A 15,792-nucleotide genomic window follows, 5' to 3' on the forward strand; every position below is an offset into this window, starting at 1 on the left:
TGCACAGGCGCCGGCATCAGGCCCGCACGTCTTGACGAGGGAGCCATGTTCTTTCTGCTGCGCCTCGCCTTCTGGATCGGCCTCGTGCTGCTGCTTCTGCCGCTCGGCCTCAAGGGCACCGACGGCAAGGAGGTGAGCGTGTTCGACGCCTTCGGCGCCGCGCAGGCACTGGTGGCCGACCTCAAGGGCTTCTGCGAGCGCCAGCCGCAGGCCTGCGCGGTGGGCGGGCAGATGGCGACCCACCTCGTGGAAAAGGCGCAGGTGGGCGCAAAATGGCTCCACGATTCCATCGGCTCCGCCCCTTCGGGAGAGGGCGCGCCCCATCCGCCGGCCGCCCTGCCGGGTGCAGGTCAGGCGGGGGCAGGTCAGGCGGGTGCACTCGATCTCTCGCCCCAGGATCTGCTGCCGGTCTGGGGCGGCGGCGAGAACGGCCGCACGGTCATGCCCCAGGGCAGCACCCAGGGCGGCACCCAGCCCGCCGCCCCTGCGGCTCCGCCCCTGCCGCCGCGCCGGCCGGCCTGACGCCGGGTGGCTGGCACCCTGCCTGAAATTGCCGCATCGAATCAAAGTGACCGCATTTCTTGCCGGCTGTGTTATGCTGCAGCGCAAGGTTCTATGGGTGCCCCTTCCGTTTTCCGGGCGGGCGCCTCAGGTGAGACGAGGAATTGGCCTCATGAATGCAAACGACCTCATTGCCGATTTTGAATTCCTGGACAATTGGGAAGACCGCTACCGGCACGTCATCGAACTGGGCAAGAATCTGCCCGCCTTCCCGGACGCGGAACGCAACGAGACCAACAAGGTGCAGGGCTGCGCCAGCCAGGTGTGGCTCATCTCCGACCTGAAGCAGACGCCGGCCGGCACCATCATCGAATTCCAGGGGGATTCGGACGCGCACATCGTGCGCGGTCTGGTGGCGGTGCTGCTCCATCTCGTGTCGGGCCACAGCCCGAAGGAGATCATGGAGACGGACATCCTCGGCGTGTTCCGGCAGATCGGACTTGAGGGTCACCTGACGCCGCAGCGCTCCAACGGCCTGCGCTCCATGGTGGAACGCATCCGCGGCCACGCCCGCGCGGCCCTCGCCGCCGCCTGAGGCAGCCCGGCCCCGAACCTCGGGGCCGGTTCCCGCTTTTTGGTTTTGCAAGGGCGCACGTTGCAAAGGTGTCCGTTGCAAAGGTGTCCGTTGCAAAGGCTTGGACTTGGGCACCGCGCTTGGCCCGGCCATCAACCACGCTCGGATCAGGCGGGGCGGGCAGCGCTTCGCACCGCCACCTCGGCTGCGGCAAGGCGCCGAAACAGGCTGCGCTGGCGGGCGATGGGCCACCAGTCGTAAAGGAAGATCTCCATGGGCCGCCACAGCGCGACCCAGCCGAGGATCAGCAGGCCTTCGGCCGCAAATCCCGCCAGGTTCCGCGAAAAAGCCCCCTCGCCGATCAGGCCGGCCACGCCCAGGCAGAAGGCCAGCACGGCGCAGCCGATGGCGAGCGACAACCGCCCGATGCGGAACAATTCCTCCAGCTCGCCCGACACCGCGGCCTCGCGATCCACGAAATAATGGCGCATCGCCTCGGGCAAGCCCTGCGCCTCGGGGGTGGCGGCTTCGGTTTCGGGCAGGTGCACGACGATGCGCACCGGCGCGCGGCGCGGCAGCTCCCGGGCCCAGGCGACGATATACGCCTCGGCCTCGGGGGCGAGATCCCGCTCCCGGAAGGGGAAGGGATCGAGCATATTGAACAGCTGCGAGACCCGCTCGACGCGGATCTCGATGTCGGTATCCATGGGGTTTGCTCTATCCGCGACAGCCCGGCGCGCGCCGGCCGCCCCGCCACCGAATCGCTAGAGCATTTCCCCGTTTCACTGAATCGGGGAAATGCTCTAGGTCATTGAGTTTACGCGTTTTCTTTACGCGAACCGGTATCCACTTCGCTCGAAAACGCTCTAGGCGATTCCGTCTAAAGCAATTCCGGCGAAAGGGCGAAGGCAGATCGGCGAAGGGCGTGACCCGGCGGGGCGCTCGGACAAAGGAAAAGGCGCTGCCTCAACGGCTGCCGCGGCGCGCCCGCACGCGCACGGGTACCGCCTGCTTCTGCCGCGCCGCGAGCTGGGCGAGCACCATGGCCCCGACCAGAGCTGCGAGGGCGAGGGCGGAACCGGCAATGAGGGACATGGAGATCCTCCTCCAGGACGCTTGCGACGAGCGTCGGCAAGCAGACAGGATCTGTGCCGACGAAGAAGTTGATCTTAACCCCGTTCGTGCCGCGCGCCACCCGTCTGGATCAACAAATAGGTGCCGCCTCCGCAGCAACGAGGGGCGTCACGTCCATGTGACCGCCCACCGGCCTCTATTTGCAGCGGGCCAACGCCGCCGCCGCGCAAAAGCAGCTGGCTCAAAAGACGAGGCTGCCGCGTCACAGACGGCCCATTGGCGTGGCCCGGGACAGCGGCGCGGCGCTACAAGGGCGAAAGATAGGGCAGCGGCCCGGGCGCGGGGGCCTGCCGTACCCGCTCCAGGCGCTCCATGGCGCGGGCGAAGGAGCCATCGAGGTGGCTCTTGAGCGCCTCCACCGCCGCTTCCGCATGGCCGGCGGCGAGCCGCTCCGCCACGTCCAGATGCTCGGCCAGGAACGGCTCCACGCCGGGGGCGCGGGCGGCGGCGTCATAAAGGAAGGTCAGGGCCACCAGCAATGTCTGGTAGGTGGAGAGGGCATCCATGAGGGTGGCGTTGCCGCAATGGCCCAGCAGGCTGATGTGCAATTCCTCCTCCAGCGCGCTCAGGCGCGCGCCGTCCACCGCCTCGGGGGCGGCCATGGCATGGGCGAGGTTCCCCTTGAGCGCCGCGAGGGTCGCCGGCGGCAGCCGCGGGGCAGCGAGCCGCAGGGCCGCGGGCTCCAGAATGGCGCGCATTTCGAACAGTTCGGCCACATATGCGGGGGTCAATGCCGGCGCATACCAGTGCTGGCGCGCATCCTTGCGCACGACCCCGCGCTGGTGAAGCCGCGACAGCGCCTCCCGCGCCACCGTGCGGCTGACGCCGTAAGCGGCGGCGAGGTGATTCTCCACCACCCGGAAGGCGCCGAAGGCGCTGCGGGTGACCACCTCGTGCTCCACCTCCTTGTAGATGCGCTCCCAGGTGGATTCGGGGGCAAGCTGGATATCCCCCGCCGGCGCCTGTTCGGTAAAGGCCGGCACGGGTCCGATGGGCAGCTCGACCACAAAGCCATGGCCCTCGGCGCGGCGCACGAGGCCCAATTGCTCCAGACGGGCAAGGGCCTGGCGGGCCGGAGCGCGGGAAATGCCGAAGCGCTCGGCGATCCGGGATTCGAGCAGCCGCTCGCCGGGCCGGAGCGCACCGGAAACGATCTGTGCCGCCAGAATGTCGAAGGCCCGCTCGTGCAGGCGGGGCGCGACGCCGCTGGTCCGCGCCGCCTCACGGCCGGTCTCGGCCGCTTTGCCGGCAGCGGGGATCAGGTCTCGCATCGCGTCTTCATCGTCCCTGTCATCCGCCCCATGGTGGAAAGGGTGCCGGAGTGGGAGCGAGATGCCAAGCCCGACAGAGGCTTATGCTTTGCGCGGGATGCCGCACCCGCGGCAAGGACAGGAACGGCGGGGAACGCGGAGCGTGCGTGGCCACCCGCCGCCGACAGACGGCCATGGCGCAGCAACGCAGCAACGCCGCTGCGGATCAGCCGAAAACGACCGCGGCGGCGATAACGCCGTAGGCCAGAACGAAGAGGAAGCTGTCCCGAAGGACACGCCCGCGTGCTATGGTCATAATTCACTTCCCATCATGTCCGGTCATTTTATATGGAAAGTGAATATCGTCAATAAACATTATTATTATGTGTTATGTGGTTTGAATCGCCCCTGCCCGCCGACGGAAGCCGACGGGCCGGACTTGCAGGTCGTCCGGTCGGGCTACCGTCCTTCGAAGCGGGGCGCGCGCTTTTCCACGAAGGCGGTGGCGCCCTCGGCGAAATCGTGGGTGCCGGCGCTGGCGATGAAGGCATCGCGCTCGGCGTTCAGCTGGTCCGACAGGCTGTGGTTGAAGGAGGCGCGCAGCAGGTGCTTGATGCGGCCATAGGCCAGCGTCGGCCCGGCCGCGAGGCGCTTCGCCAGCGCCTCCGTCTCAGCCTGGAGATCGGCCGCCGGCACCACCTTGTTCACAAGCCCCAGCCGCAGCGCCTCCGCCGCCTCGATCGTATCGGAGAGCAAGGCGATCTCCATGGCCTTGCGCAGCCCCACCACCCGCGGCAGCGAGAAGGTGGACGAGCCGTCCGGCGAGGTGCCGATGCGGGTGTAGGCCAGGGTCATCTTCATGTCGTCGGCGGCGATAGCAAGGTCGGCGGCCAGCGCCACCGAGACGCCCGCGCCCGCCACCGCGCCATGGAGGCACGCAATCACCGGCGCCGGCATGGCGGCGAGCGAGACGATGGCATGGTGGAACGGATCGATGATGGCGCTGACCACCTTCGGCGCGTCACGGCCCGCCTCGTGGAAGCGGCCCACGTCCCCGCCGGCCAGGAATGCCCTACCTTCCCCCGACAGCACCACCACGCGGACACTCTCGTCCTTGGCTACCTGATCCACCGCCGCCTTGAAGGCCAGCACCGCCGCCTCGTTGATGGCGTTCAGCACATGGGGGCGGTTGAAACGGATGCGGGCGATGCCGTCCGCGATGTCGAGGCGGATGGGATTTTCGTCAGCGGCGCTGGTGGGGGCGCTCATCAGGGGCGTTCCTCGGGCTTTATCGGCTCGAACCGCACGCGGGAATGCGGCGGCGGCCTTGCGGATTGGGACCGCCAAGCTGCCAAAGCCGGAGCATCGCCACAAGGCGGCCGGGCCGAGAGTTTTCAGGCCCGGCGCCGACGCGGAGTGCCGAACGCCCCGATCTCAGATCGGCGAATCGGTATCCGGCGGGAACAGCACGCCGGCCTCTTCCAGATACGCTTCCAGCGCGGCCACCGCGGCTGCGATGTCGCCGGTGGTGTCGAGCACCAGCTCGGGCGCCTCCGGCTCCTCATAGGGCGCGGAAATGCCAGTGAAGCTGGCAATCTCGCCCTTGCGGGCCTTGGCGTAATGGCCCTTGGGATCGCGGCTCTCGCACACCTCCAGCGGGGCGCGGATGAACACCTCGTGGAAGAAGCGCGCGCCCACCTCCCGCGCCTGCTCCCGGTCGGCGCGCGTGGGCGACACCAAGGCGACGATGGCGATATGGCCGTTGCGGGCGAGGAAGCCGGCCATGTGGGCCACGCGGCGGATGTTCTCCGAGCGCTCCTGCGGCGAGAAGCCGAGGTCCGCATTCAGCCCGGTGCGCAGGGTGTCGCCATCCAAATAGACCGGCGAACCGCCGAGGTCGAACAGGCGCCGCTCCAGGGCCCGCGCCACGGTGGACTTGCCGGAGGCCGGCAGCCCGGTGAGCCACAGAACCGCGCCCTGGTGATGGAAGCGCGTGACCCGCTCCGCCGGGGTGACGGCCGAATCCACCGCCACCACCGGGCCGCGCTTCGGCGCCTCCAGCCGGGCCTCGCGGGCCGCGTGCAGGATGATGCCGCCGCCGCAGATGCGCCGCTCGCGCTCCACCACCACCCGGCCGGTGAAGGCGATGAGGTGATAGGGATCGGCCGGCAGGGCCTGGCGCAGGGTGATTTCCACCTCGCCCACATGGTTGCGGCCGAGGCTCGCCTGCCCCTCGGTGACAAGGTTGGCGGGGTCCACCGCGCTGGTCACCGCCGAGACCACGCCCGGCGCCGCGGCGGTGGACAGGCGCACCACCACCGGGTCGCCCGCCTTCAGCGGCGCGTCGTCGAGCCAGAACAGGCGCACCTTCAGGCTTTTGGCGGCGCGCGGGCGCTGGTCGCCATGGGCGGCGATGTCGCCGCGGGTGACGAAGATGTCCTTGTCGAGGGTGATGCCCACCGACTGGCCGGCCTCCACCGTGGTCGGCCCCGGGCCGGGCCACGCCTCGATGGACTTCACCCGCGCGGTGGCGCCCGACGGCTCGAAGGCCAGCTCGTCGCCCACCGAGAGGCGCCCGCTTTCGATGCGCCCGGCGAGGATGCGCCGCTCGTCGAACTTGTAGACCGCCTGGATGGGGAAGCGCAGCGGCTGGTCGGACAGGCTCGGCGGCGCGGTGAAGGCGTCCAGAGCCTCCACCACCGTGGGGCCGGAATACCAGGGCAGGCGCGCGGTGCGCTCGGAGATGAAGTCGCCGTCGCGGGCCGAAACCGGGATGACGAAGGTGGGGCGCAGGCCGAAGCCGCCGAGATAGGCGCTCACATCCTCCTCGATGGCCGCGAACGCCTCCTGGTCGAAGGCCACGCGGTCCATCTTGTTCACCACCACCGCCACCTGCCGCAGGCCGAGCAGGTGCAGCAGGAAGGCATGGCGGCGCGTCTGCTCGCGCACGCCCTCCCCCGCATCCACCAGCAGCACGGCGGCATCGGCCTGGGCGGCGCCGGTGACCATGTTGCGCAGGAATTCCACATGGCCGGGCGCATCGATGAGCACATAGTCGCGCTGGGCGGTCTTGAAGCGGATCTGGCTGGTGTCCACCGTGATGCCCTGGTCGCGCTCGGTCTGCAGCGCGTCCAGCAGGAACGACCACTCGAACGGCATGCCGCGGCGGGCGGAGACCTCCTTCAGCATCTCCAGCTTGCCGTCGGGCAACGAGCCGGTCTCGTGCAGCAGGCGGCCGACCAGGGTGGACTTCCCATGGTCCACATGGCCGACGATGACGATGCGCAGAAGCTCACGCTCTTTTGCCGCCGGCACGGAGGGGGACGCGTCCGGCGGCACGGCGGGCGAAGTGGCAGACGAGGAAGCGGACGAAGTAGCGGACATGGGCAATGATCTCTTCAAAATCTCGGGAGGCGGCGCGCGTGGCTGGCTGGCCTCACAGGTAGCCGGCGGTGCGCAGGCGCTCGAAGGCGTCCTCGGATTCGTGGTCCATGGCGCGGCCCGAGCGCTCGGAGGTCTTGGTGATGGCGAGCTCTGCCAGGATCTCGTCCAGCGTGGAGGCTTCCGACTCCACCGGGCTGGTGATGTCCTGGTCGCCCAGCGAGCGGTAGCGCTTGCCGTCCTTGGAGAAATACAGCGGGATCACCGGGATGCCCTCGCGCTGGGTGTAGGCCCAGATGTCCATCTCGGTCCAATGCAGGATGGGATGGATGCGCACATGGGCGCCGGGGGTCAAGGCGGTGTTGTACTGGTCCCAGAATTCCGGGGGCTGCTCGCGCACGTTCCAGGCGCCGTCGGTGCCGCGTGGCGAGAAGAAGCGCTCCTTGGCCCGGGTCGGCTCCTCGTCGCGGCGGATGCCGGCGATGACGCCGTCGAAGCCGTGCTTGGCCAGCGCCATGCGCAGCCCTTCCGTCTTGCGGGCGGCGGAACGGGCGGCGGGGGGCAGGGTGGGGTCGGTGCTCTCGATGGGCGGGCAGTCCTCGACGATGAGGTCGAGTTCCCATTCCTTGGCGTAATGATCGCGGAAGGCGTACATCTCCGCGAACTTGCGGTGGGTATCCACATGCATGGCCGGGAACGGGAGGCGGCCGAAGAAGGCCTTCCGCGCCAGGTGGACCATCACGTTGGAATCCTTGCCCAGCGACCACAGGATGGCAATCTTGCGCAGCTGGGCGAAGGCCTCGCGGAAGATGAAGATGCTCTGCGCTTCCAGCGCATCGAGACGCGTCATGACGTCATTCCTTCGTGGCGCCGCTGAAGGCGCCGGTCTGCCCCGGCCTGCGTCTGCCCGCTGAAGCGGGACACGCCGGCCCGGCGCCAATCCAAACCAGAACCGCCCCTCCCTTTCCGCCTTGACCGCGCCCGGGTCCGGGCGCCACAGACGGCGGGCGACATTTAAAGTCTACCAAACTGGTAGAATTTACATTGACGAGAAGCGGTTATTTTCATATTGCGCATTTTTGATCGGTAATTTAGCTTAAGACACACGTCAACTGGATTATTTAGCGCTCTCCCGCTGTGAGATGGGAAATCGGGCGCGCGGAGTGGCTTTCATGACCTCCCCCTTGCAGCGCAAGCTCAAGATCAGCGGACCGACGGTGGTGACCGCCAACCGCCTCGCGGACGGCGTTTCGGTGTGGCTCACCGCTGCCGGGGGCTGGAGCGAGACCATCGCCGACGCCGCGGTGGGCACCACCAGCGACGCGGTGCTGGAGCTGCTCGACATCGCCCATGCGGACGAGAACACCGCGGTCGGCGCCTATTCCGCCGGCGTGATCCTGGCGGACGACGGCACGCCTCAACCGGCCAATTTGCGCGAGCGCATCCGCGTTTCAGGCCCCACCATTTCCCTGCCCGGCGCCGCCTGAGATCCCTTAAGGGTCCCCGACGCCCAAGCGAGTAGGCCTCATGTACGTCTATGACGAGTTCGATCGCACCTTCCTCGAGGAGCGCGTCGCCGAGTTCCGCGACCAGGTGGCGCGCCGCCTGTCGGGTGAGCTGAACGAGGAGGAGTTCAAGCCGCTCCGCCTCATGAACGGCGTCTACCTGCAGCTCCACGCCTACATGCTGCGGGTGTGCATTCCCTACGGCACCCTGTCGTCGCAGCAGTTGCGCGCGCTCGGCGCCGTGGCCCGCACGTATGATCGCGGCTACGGCCATTTCACCACGCGGCAGAACATCCAGTTCAACTGGATCAAGCTGAACGAGTTGCCGGACGCCATGGCGGACCTTGCCAAGGTGGGCATCCACGGCCTGCAGACCTCCGGCAACTGCATCCGCAACACCACCACCGACCCCTGGGCCGGCGCGGCGGCGGACGAGGTGGAGGACCCGCGCCTCTATGCGGAGGTGATCCGGCAGTGGTCCACCCTGCACCCGGAATTCACCTACCTGCCGCGCAAGTTCAAGATCGCCATCACGGCGGCCAGGCATGATCGCGCTGCCATCCGCGTGCACGACATCGGCCTGCGCCTCCACAAGCGCGACGGCGAGACCGGCTTCGAGGTGATGGTGGGCGGCGGGCTCGGGCGCTCGCCCTTCATCGGCAAGACCATCAAGGACTTCCTGCCGAAGGAGCACCTGCTCTCCTATCTGGAGGCGGTGCTGCGCACCTATAATCTGGGCGGCCGGCGCGACAACATCTACAAGGCGCGCATCAAGATCCAGGTGCACGAGATGGGCGCCGAGGCCTTCGCCAAGAAGGTGGAGGCCGAATGGGCCGAGATCCGCGACGGCGCCCTGAAGCTGGACGAAGCCGCCCTCGACGCCATCCGCGACCGCTTCCAGCTGCCGGACCTCGAGGGGCTGGACGATGCGCCCGCGGAGCTTTCCCGCGCGCTCGCCACCGACGCCGCCTTCGCCCGCTGGCACGCCAATTCCGTGGCGCCCCACAAGGCGAAGGGGCACGCCATCGTCACGCTCTCGCTGAAGCCCGTGGGCGCCCCGCCCGGCGATGCGACTGCGGACCAGATGGACGCCATCGCCGACCTCGCCGACCAGTATGCCTATGGCGAAATCCGCGTCGCCCACGAGCAGAACCTCACCTTCCCCTATGTGCGGCAGAAGGACCTGCCGGCGCTGTGGGCGAAGCTGAAGGAGATCGGCGTCGCCACCCCGAACGTGGGCCTCATCACCGACATCATCTCCTGCCCCGGCCTCGATTATTGCGCGCTGGCCAATACCCGCTCCATCCCCATCGCGCAGAAGCTCACCGAGCGCTTCGCCGATGAGGCGCGCATCGCCGACATCGGCCGGCTGCATGTGAACATTTCCGGCTGCATCAATGCCTGCGGCCACCACCATGTGGGCCACATCGGCATTCTGGGCGTGGAGAAGAAGGACGAGGAGTTCTTCCAGATCACCCTGGGCGGCAAGGGCAATTCCAAGGCCCGCATCGGCGAGCTGATCGGCCCGGCCGTCGCCGAAAGCGAGATCGTGGACGTGGTGGAAAGCCTGGTCGATACCTATCTCGATCTGCGCACCTCGCCCGCCGAGACCTTCGTGGCGGCGGTGGAGCGCCTGGGAATCGAGCCTTTCAAGGAGCGCGCCTATGCCCCTCGTTAAGACCGGGGCGCCCGCCGCCGACCTCTTCGTCACCGTCGCCGACGGCGACCCTCTGCCCGACGGGCCGGTGATCGTCTCCGCCGCGCGCCTGCTGGCGGATGGCCCGGCCCTCCTCGCCCGCAACGGCGAGATCGGCGTCGCCTGGCCCAACGACAAGGATGTGGCCGAGCTTCAGCCCTTCCTGTCGCGGCTGTCGCTGGTCACCCTCGCCTTCCCCAAGTTCCGGGACGGGCGCGCCTACAGCCAGGCCCGGCTGCTGCGCGAGCGCTACGGCTACAAGGGCGAGCTGCGCGCCGTGGGCAACGTGCTGCGCGACCAGGTGCTGATGATGGTGCGCGCCGGCTTCGACGCCTTTGCCCTGGAGAAGGCGGCGGACGTGGAGGCGTTCGGCAAGGCGGTGGCCACCTATTCCGTCTTCTACCAGCCCACGGGCGACCAGCGCCCCACCGTCCGCGATGCCCGCACGGCATCGGCGGCCACAGGGGGATAGTCCCATGACAGCCAGCCCCAGCGCCAGCCTCCCCCCTGCCCCGTTCGACCTTGTGACGCACGCCGAGCACACCCTGAACGCGTCCGGGTTCGACGTGGCGGCGCTCGATGCCAAGCTCAGGTCCGCGTCGCCGCTGGAAGTCATCGCCGCGGGCCTTGCCGCCTTTCCGGGCCGCATCGCCGCCGTCTCCTCCTTCGGGACGGAATCGGCGGTGCTGCTGCACATGATCGCGCAGGTGGACAAAGCGACGCCGGTGCTCTTCCTCGATACCGGCCACCTGTTTGAGGAAACGCTGGCCTATCGCGACACCCTCATCGGCCAGCTCGGGCTGACGCAGGTCCTCACCTTCTCCCCGGATCCTGTGGCGCTCGCCGCGCGCGATCCCGAGAAGGCCCTGTGGGCGGATGATCCGGATGCCTGCTGCGGCCTGCGCAAGGTGGAGCCGCTGGCCCGCGCGCTCGGCCCCTATGCGGCCTGGATCAACGGGCGCAAGCGCTACCAGGCGTCGACCCGCGCCGACATTCCCTTCGTGGAAGAGGACGGGGCGCGGGTGAAGTTCAACCCGCTGGCGGCGCTCGGTCGCGAGGATCTGCTCGCCTACATGGAGGCCCACGCCTTGCCGCGGCACCCCATGGAGAAGTTCGGCTTTCCCTCCATCGGCTGCATGCCCTGCACCTCACGGGTGAAGCCGGGGGAGGACCCGCGCGCCGGCCGCTGGCGCGGAAAATCCAAGACCGAATGCGGTATCCATGTGGGCGATGGGAAATAATTTAATTCCATCGATTTTGTGATAAAAGGTGTTGACCCTTCGCGAGGCCAGTGCCATCGTTTGTTTTATCGAACAAACGATCCGTTTGCCGGATGAACTTCGCTGGAGGCTCCCATGTCGTCTCGCCGCTCTTTCCTGCGCAGTTCGCTGGGTGCCATCACGGCTCTGGCCCTTTCGGCCGGCGCGGCCGTCGCCGCCGACACCACGCTGCTCAACGTGTCCTACGATCCCACCCGCGAGCTGTATGTGGAAGTGAACAAGGCGTTCTCGGCCGAGTGGCTGAAGGCCCATCCCGGCGACACGCTGAAGATCAACCAGTCCCACGGCGGCTCGGGCAAGCAGGCGCGCTCGGTCATCGACGGGCTGGAGGCGGACGTGGTGACGCTGGCGCTCGCCTACGACATCGACGCCATCGCCGAGCGCGGCCAGCTGGCTCCCGACTGGCAGAAGCGCCTGCCGGACAATGCGGCGCCCTACACCTCCACCATCGTGTTCCTGGTGCGCAAGGGCAATCCCAAGGGCATCAAGGACTGGGACGACCTGGTGAAGCCCGGCATCAAGATCGTCACGCCCAACCCGAAGACCTCCGGCGGCGCCCGCTGGAACTATCTCGCCGCATGGGGCTATGCGCTCAAGAAGAGCGGCGGCGACGAAGCCAAGGCCAAGGAGTTCGTGAAGGCGCTGTTCAAGAATGCCCCGGTGCTCGACACCGGCGCCCGCGGCTCCACCGTCACCTTCGTGGAGCGCGGCATCGGCGACGTGCTGATCGCCTGGGAGAACGAGGCCTATCTCTCGGTCAACGAGCTGGGGCCCGACAAGTTCGACATCATCACCCCCTCCGTCTCCATCCTGGCCGAGCCGCCGGTGGCGGTGGTGGACAAGGTGGTGGACAAGAAGGGCACCCGCGCCACCGCCGAGGCCTATCTGAAGTTCCTCTACACGCCCCAGGGCCAGGAAATCGCCGCCAAGCACTATTACCGCCCGCGCAACGAGGCGGTGGCGGCCAGGTTCAAGGACAAGTTCGCCCCGGTGGAGCTGTTCACCATCGATCAGGTGTTCGGCGGCTGGCAGAAGGCCCAGAAGACCCACTTCGCCGACGGCGGCGTGTTCGATCAGATCACCGGCAACTGAGCCTTCATCACCGCGGCCGTCGCCCCTCCCGGCGGCGGCCGTTTCCGGGACACCGAGACGCGATCTCTGCCAGAGTTTATAAATCCTCATGAGCGCCTCTTCGTCCCGCATCGCCTTTAGGCGGCAGAGCGTCATCCCCGGCTTCGGCCTCACCATGGGGCTGACCCTGACCTGGCTTGGCCTCATCGTGCTGCTGCCCCTGTCGGCCCTGTTCATCAAGACCAGCGAACTCACCTTCGATCGCTTCATCGCCATCGTCACCGCCGCCCGCACCCTGCACGCGTTGCAGGTGTCGTTCGGGCTGGCGCTGGTGGCGGCGCTGGTGAACGTGGTGTTCGGCGCCATCGTGGTGTGGGTGCTGGTGCGCTACGACTTCCCCTTCAAGAAGGTGGTGGACGCCCTCATCGACATCCCCTTCGCCCTGCCCACCGCGGTGGCGGGCATCGCGCTGACCGCGCTCTATGCCGAGAACGGATGGGTAGGCTCCCTGCTGGCGCCGCTCGGGATCCAGGTGTCGTTCACGCCGCTGGGCATCGTGGTGGCCCTCGTCTTCATCGGCCTGCCGTTCGTGGTGCGCACGGTGCAGCCGGTGCTGGCAGACCTCGACCAGGAGCTGGAGGAGGCCGCCGCCAGTCTCGGTGCCAGCCGCATCCAGACCCTCGTCAAGGTGGTGCTGCCCTCCATCTGGCCGGCGCTGCTCACGGGCTTCGCCCTCGCCTTCGCCCGGGCGGTGGGCGAATACGGCTCCGTGATCTTCATCGCCGGCAACCTGCCGGGGGTGTCGGAGATCGCGCCGCTGCTCATCGTCATCCGGCTGGAGGAGTTCCGCTATGCGGACGCCACCGCCATCGCCACCGTGATGCTGGTGGCCTCCTTCCTGCTCCTGCTCGTCATCAACCGCCTGCAGCGCTGGGCGGAACTGCGGGGGGGACGCAACGCATGAGCGCGCTCGACCACCCCGTCCAGACCACGATCCACGGCGCCAGCGAGGGCCTGCCCCCGGCGCTGGCGCAATCCCATACCTATGCCCATCATGGCGGGCGGCCGGTGCGCACCGAGCCGCGCGCCGTGCGCATCGCCCTTATCCTGGTGGCGCTGGCCTTCCTCGGCCTGTTCATCGGCCTGCCGCTGGTGAGCGTGTTCTACGAGGCGTTCCGGCGCGGCTGGGCGGCCTATGTGGCGGCCATCATCGAGCCCGACGCCCTCGCCGCCATCCGCCTCACCCTCATCGTGGCGGCCATCTCGGTGACGGCGAACCTGCTGTTCGGGCTGGTGGCCTCCTGGGCCATCGCCAAGTTCGAGTTTCCGGGCAAGAGCCTGCTCATCACCCTCATCGACCTGCCTTTCTCGGTCTCCCCGGTGGTGGCCGGCCTCATCTACGTGCTGCTGTTCGGTGCCCAGGGCCTGTTCGCCGCCTATCTTCAGGCGTGGGACATCAGAATCATCTTCGCCCTGCCGGGCATCGTGCTCGCCACCATCTTCGTCACCTTCCCCTTCGTGGCGCGCGAACTGATCCCGCTGATGCAGGAGCAGGGCACCTCGGAGGAAGAGGCGGCCATCTCGCTGGGGGCGTCGGGCCTATCCACCTTCTTCCGCGTCACCCTGCCCAATGTGAAATGGGCGCTGCTGTATGGCGTGCTGCTGTGCAACGCCCGCGCCATGGGCGAATTCGGTGCGGTCTCGGTGGTGTCCGGCCATGTGCGCGGGCTCACCAACACCATGCCGCTGCACATCGAGATCCTTTATAACGAGTACCAGTTCGTTGCTTCCTTCGCGGTGGCGTCGCTGCTGGCATTGCTGGCGCTGGTGACCCTCGTCGCCAAAGCCATCCTGGAACACCGCCTCGCCGAGGAAGACCGATGACCATCGACGTGGTTGGCGTCACCAAGCGCTTCAAGACCTTCACCGCGCTCGACAATGTGAGCCTCACCATCCGCTCGGGCGAGCTTGTGGCCCTGCTCGGCCCGTCCGGCTCGGGCAAGACCACGCTGCTGCGCATCATCGCCGGCCTCGAATGGCCGGACACGGGTGAGGTGCGCTTCGACGGCGAGGATGCCCTGTCGCGCTCCGTGCGCGAGCGCAACGTGGGCTTCGTGTTCCAGCACTATGCCCTGTTCCGGCACATGAACGTGTTCGAGAACGTGGCCTTCGGCCTGCGCGTGCGCCGCGGCGCCAACAAGCTGCCGGAAGCCGCCATCCGCGAGAAGGTCAACGAGCTGCTTTCCCTCGTCCAGATCGACTGGCTGGCCGAGCGCTATCCCTCCCAGCTGTCCGGCGGCCAGCGTCAGCGCGTGGCCCTCGCCCGCGCGCTCGCCATCTCGCCCAAGGTGCTGTTGCTCGACGAGCCGTTCGGCGCGCTCGACGCCAAGGTGCGCAAGGAGTTGCGGCGCTGGCTGCGCCACCTGCATGAGGAACTGCCGGTGACCTCGGTTCTCGTCACCCATGACCAGGAGGAGGCGCTGGAACTCGCCGACCGGGTGGTGGTGATGGGCCACGGCAAGATCGAGCAGGTCGGCTCCCCCGCCGAGGTCTACGACAATCCCGCCACCGCCTTCGTGCACGACTTCATCGGCGAGACCATCGCCCTGCCCGGCGAGGTGCGCGGCGGCGCGCTCTTCTTCGGCACCCACGCACTGGGCCTCGACCCGCAGGGGGTGGCCGACGGCCCGGCGCGCATCCTCGCCCGCCCGCATGATGTGGACCTGGCCGATCCGGGCACCACGCCCTTCGCCGGCAAGGTGCTGGCCGTGCGCACCTTCGGCCCCACCCGCCGCGCGGATGTGGAGCTGACCAGCACCGGCGGCCCCGTGGTGGTGGAAGCGGCGGTTCCCCACGGCCAGACGCTGGAGCCGGGCACCAGGGTGGGCCTGCTGCCCCGCCGCTACAAGGTGTTCCCGCAGGCGGCGCAGTGAGGCAGGCCGGAGCCGCGCGACGATTTTTCGCCATGGGCGTATGGTGAGACTGCTTCAGGCGTCCGTCCCGGAGGCCTGAAGGGAGAAAACCCGTGCCCCCGTTCCTCATCGTCGCGCTGGGTGCCCTCGGCGCCGCCGCCCTGGCCAAGGTGATTGCCGCCGAGACACGCCGCATCAACGGGGCGCTGGATCGCCATCGCGCGTCAGAAGCGGGTGACATGAAAGCCGTGCCGCTGGAGCGCGATCCCGTCACCGGCGACTACCGGCCCAGGCAAGGCTGAACGTTCAGGGCTGAACGTGCAAGCAAGGCTGAAGGCGCAAAAAAGCTGGAGGCCGGAGCCCAGCGGAACAAGGCCGCCTAGAGCATTTCCCCGTTTCACTGAATCGAGGAAATGCTCTAGGTCGTTGAGTTTACGCATTTTCTTTACACGAACCAGTATCCACTTCGCTCGAAAACGCTCTTGAGC

Annotated in this window: 17 protein-coding genes; 11 read left to right on the top strand and 6 right to left on the bottom strand. The window is 68.0% G+C overall.

The window, feature by feature from the left end:
- Positions 1-45 precede the first annotated feature (45 nt).
- The gene (locus V5F48_RS02395) at positions 46-522 is read left to right on the top strand and encodes a DUF5330 domain-containing protein (RefSeq protein ID WP_394039708.1); all 477 of its coding nucleotides are present in this window, start codon (positions 46-48) and stop codon (positions 520-522) included.
- A 151-nt stretch (positions 523-673) separates the two neighbouring features.
- Positions 674-1,096 (top strand): SufE family protein, encoded by a 423-nt coding sequence (locus V5F48_RS02400; protein WP_394039710.1) that lies wholly within the window; start codon positions 674-676, stop codon positions 1,094-1,096.
- A 146-nt stretch (positions 1,097-1,242) separates the two neighbouring features.
- Here the strand turns inward: V5F48_RS02400 and V5F48_RS02405 are convergent, their stop codons facing one another.
- The 6 genes from V5F48_RS02405 to cysD form a co-directional block, all read right to left on the bottom strand.
- On the bottom strand, positions 1,243-1,782 hold the full coding sequence (locus V5F48_RS02405) for a hypothetical protein (protein WP_394039712.1): 540 nt from the start codon (positions 1,780-1,782) through the stop codon (positions 1,243-1,245).
- A 259-nt stretch (positions 1,783-2,041) separates the two neighbouring features.
- Positions 2,042-2,170 carry a hypothetical protein gene (locus V5F48_RS02410; protein WP_394039714.1) on the bottom strand — a complete coding sequence of 43 codons (129 nt, stop codon included), beginning with the start codon at positions 2,168-2,170 and terminating at the stop codon, positions 2,042-2,044.
- A 284-nt stretch (positions 2,171-2,454) separates the two neighbouring features.
- Positions 2,455-3,480, bottom strand: a complete 1,026-nt coding sequence (locus tag V5F48_RS02415; protein WP_394039716.1) for a GntR family transcriptional regulator — start codon at positions 3,478-3,480, stop codon at positions 2,455-2,457.
- A 438-nt stretch (positions 3,481-3,918) separates the two neighbouring features.
- The gene (locus V5F48_RS02420) at positions 3,919-4,728 is read right to left on the bottom strand and encodes an enoyl-CoA hydratase/isomerase family protein (RefSeq protein WP_394039718.1); all 810 of its coding nucleotides are present in this window, start codon (positions 4,726-4,728) and stop codon (positions 3,919-3,921) included.
- A 165-nt stretch (positions 4,729-4,893) separates the two neighbouring features.
- The gene (gene cysC, locus V5F48_RS02425) at positions 4,894-6,843 is read right to left on the bottom strand and encodes an adenylyl-sulfate kinase (protein WP_394039720.1); all 1,950 of its coding nucleotides are present in this window, start codon (positions 6,841-6,843) and stop codon (positions 4,894-4,896) included.
- Between the two features lie 52 nt (positions 6,844-6,895).
- Positions 6,896-7,690, bottom strand: a complete 795-nt coding sequence (gene cysD, locus V5F48_RS02430; protein ID WP_394039722.1) for a sulfate adenylyltransferase subunit CysD — start codon at positions 7,688-7,690, stop codon at positions 6,896-6,898.
- Positions 7,691-8,012: 322 nt separating this feature from the next.
- On the opposite strand from cysD, the gene V5F48_RS02435 reads away from it, so the two are divergent.
- The 9 genes from V5F48_RS02435 (at position 8,013) to V5F48_RS02475 (ending at position 15,606) form a co-directional block, all read left to right on the top strand.
- The gene (locus tag V5F48_RS02435) at positions 8,013-8,327 is read left to right on the top strand and encodes a DUF2849 domain-containing protein (RefSeq protein WP_394039724.1); all 315 of its coding nucleotides are present in this window, start codon (positions 8,013-8,015) and stop codon (positions 8,325-8,327) included.
- A gap of 40 nt (positions 8,328-8,367) precedes the next feature.
- Entirely contained in the window at positions 8,368-10,023 is a 1,656-nt protein-coding gene (locus V5F48_RS02440; RefSeq protein ID WP_394039726.1) for a nitrite/sulfite reductase, read from the top strand.
- The gene (locus V5F48_RS02445) at positions 10,010-10,513 is read left to right on the top strand and encodes a DUF934 domain-containing protein (protein ID WP_394039728.1); all 504 of its coding nucleotides are present in this window, start codon (positions 10,010-10,012) and stop codon (positions 10,511-10,513) included. Before V5F48_RS02440 ends, V5F48_RS02445 begins: the two co-directional genes overlap by 14 nt.
- Before the next feature lie 4 nt (positions 10,514-10,517).
- Positions 10,518-11,282 carry a phosphoadenylyl-sulfate reductase gene (locus tag V5F48_RS02450; RefSeq protein WP_394039730.1) on the top strand — a complete coding sequence of 255 codons (765 nt, stop codon included), beginning with the start codon at positions 10,518-10,520 and terminating at the stop codon, positions 11,280-11,282.
- 114 nt (positions 11,283-11,396) lie between these two features.
- Complete coding sequence (locus V5F48_RS02455) at positions 11,397-12,413, top strand: sulfate ABC transporter substrate-binding protein (RefSeq protein WP_394039732.1); 1,017 nt, start codon at positions 11,397-11,399, stop codon at positions 12,411-12,413.
- 88 nt (positions 12,414-12,501) lie between these two features.
- Entirely contained in the window at positions 12,502-13,356 is an 855-nt protein-coding gene (gene cysT, locus V5F48_RS02460; RefSeq protein ID WP_394039734.1) for a sulfate ABC transporter permease subunit CysT, read from the top strand.
- The gene (gene cysW, locus V5F48_RS02465; RefSeq protein ID WP_394039736.1) at positions 13,353-14,276 is read left to right on the top strand and encodes a sulfate ABC transporter permease subunit CysW; all 924 of its coding nucleotides are present in this window, start codon (positions 13,353-13,355) and stop codon (positions 14,274-14,276) included. Before cysT ends, cysW begins: the two co-directional genes overlap by 4 nt.
- Complete coding sequence (locus V5F48_RS02470; protein ID WP_394039738.1) at positions 14,273-15,325, top strand: sulfate/molybdate ABC transporter ATP-binding protein; 1,053 nt, start codon at positions 14,273-14,275, stop codon at positions 15,323-15,325. The genes cysW and V5F48_RS02470 overlap by 4 nt, the downstream gene beginning before the upstream one ends.
- A gap of 92 nt (positions 15,326-15,417) precedes the next feature.
- A complete protein-coding gene (locus V5F48_RS02475) occupies positions 15,418-15,606 on the top strand; it encodes a hypothetical protein (RefSeq protein ID WP_394039740.1) in 189 nt (62 codons plus the stop codon).
- The last annotated feature ends 186 nt before the right edge of the window (positions 15,607-15,792 follow it).

Source organism: Xanthobacter autotrophicus ATCC 700552 (assembly GCF_043194565.1).
GTDB classification, from domain to species: Bacteria; Pseudomonadota; Alphaproteobacteria; order Rhizobiales; family Xanthobacteraceae; genus Xanthobacter; species Xanthobacter autotrophicus_F.

Coding starts and splice junctions, on each gene's coding strand:
- V5F48_RS02395 (WP_394039708.1), top strand. CDS start 46: ATGTTCTTTCTGCTGCGCCTCGCCTTCTGGATCGGCCTCGTGCTGCTG.
- V5F48_RS02400 (WP_394039710.1), top strand. CDS start 674: ATGAATGCAAACGACCTCATTGCCGATTTTGAATTCCTGGACAATTGG.
- V5F48_RS02405 (WP_394039712.1), bottom strand. CDS start 1,782: ATGGATACCGACATCGAGATCCGCGTCGAGCGGGTCTCGCAGCTGTTC.
- V5F48_RS02410 (WP_394039714.1), bottom strand. CDS start 2,170: ATGTCCCTCATTGCCGGTTCCGCCCTCGCCCTCGCAGCTCTGGTCGGG.
- V5F48_RS02415 (WP_394039716.1), bottom strand. CDS start 3,480: ATGCGAGACCTGATCCCCGCTGCCGGCAAAGCGGCCGAGACCGGCCGT.
- V5F48_RS02420 (WP_394039718.1), bottom strand. CDS start 4,728: ATGAGCGCCCCCACCAGCGCCGCTGACGAAAATCCCATCCGCCTCGAC.
- cysC (WP_394039720.1), bottom strand. CDS start 6,843: ATGTCCGCTACTTCGTCCGCTTCCTCGTCTGCCACTTCGCCCGCCGTG.
- cysD (WP_394039722.1), bottom strand. CDS start 7,690: ATGACGCGTCTCGATGCGCTGGAAGCGCAGAGCATCTTCATCTTCCGC.
- V5F48_RS02435 (WP_394039724.1), top strand. CDS start 8,013: ATGACCTCCCCCTTGCAGCGCAAGCTCAAGATCAGCGGACCGACGGTG.
- V5F48_RS02440 (WP_394039726.1), top strand. CDS start 8,368: ATGTACGTCTATGACGAGTTCGATCGCACCTTCCTCGAGGAGCGCGTC.
- V5F48_RS02445 (WP_394039728.1), top strand. CDS start 10,010: ATGCCCCTCGTTAAGACCGGGGCGCCCGCCGCCGACCTCTTCGTCACC.
- V5F48_RS02450 (WP_394039730.1), top strand. CDS start 10,518: ATGACAGCCAGCCCCAGCGCCAGCCTCCCCCCTGCCCCGTTCGACCTT.
- V5F48_RS02455 (WP_394039732.1), top strand. CDS start 11,397: ATGTCGTCTCGCCGCTCTTTCCTGCGCAGTTCGCTGGGTGCCATCACG.
- cysT (WP_394039734.1), top strand. CDS start 12,502: ATGAGCGCCTCTTCGTCCCGCATCGCCTTTAGGCGGCAGAGCGTCATC.
- cysW (WP_394039736.1), top strand. CDS start 13,353: ATGAGCGCGCTCGACCACCCCGTCCAGACCACGATCCACGGCGCCAGC.
- V5F48_RS02470 (WP_394039738.1), top strand. CDS start 14,273: ATGACCATCGACGTGGTTGGCGTCACCAAGCGCTTCAAGACCTTCACC.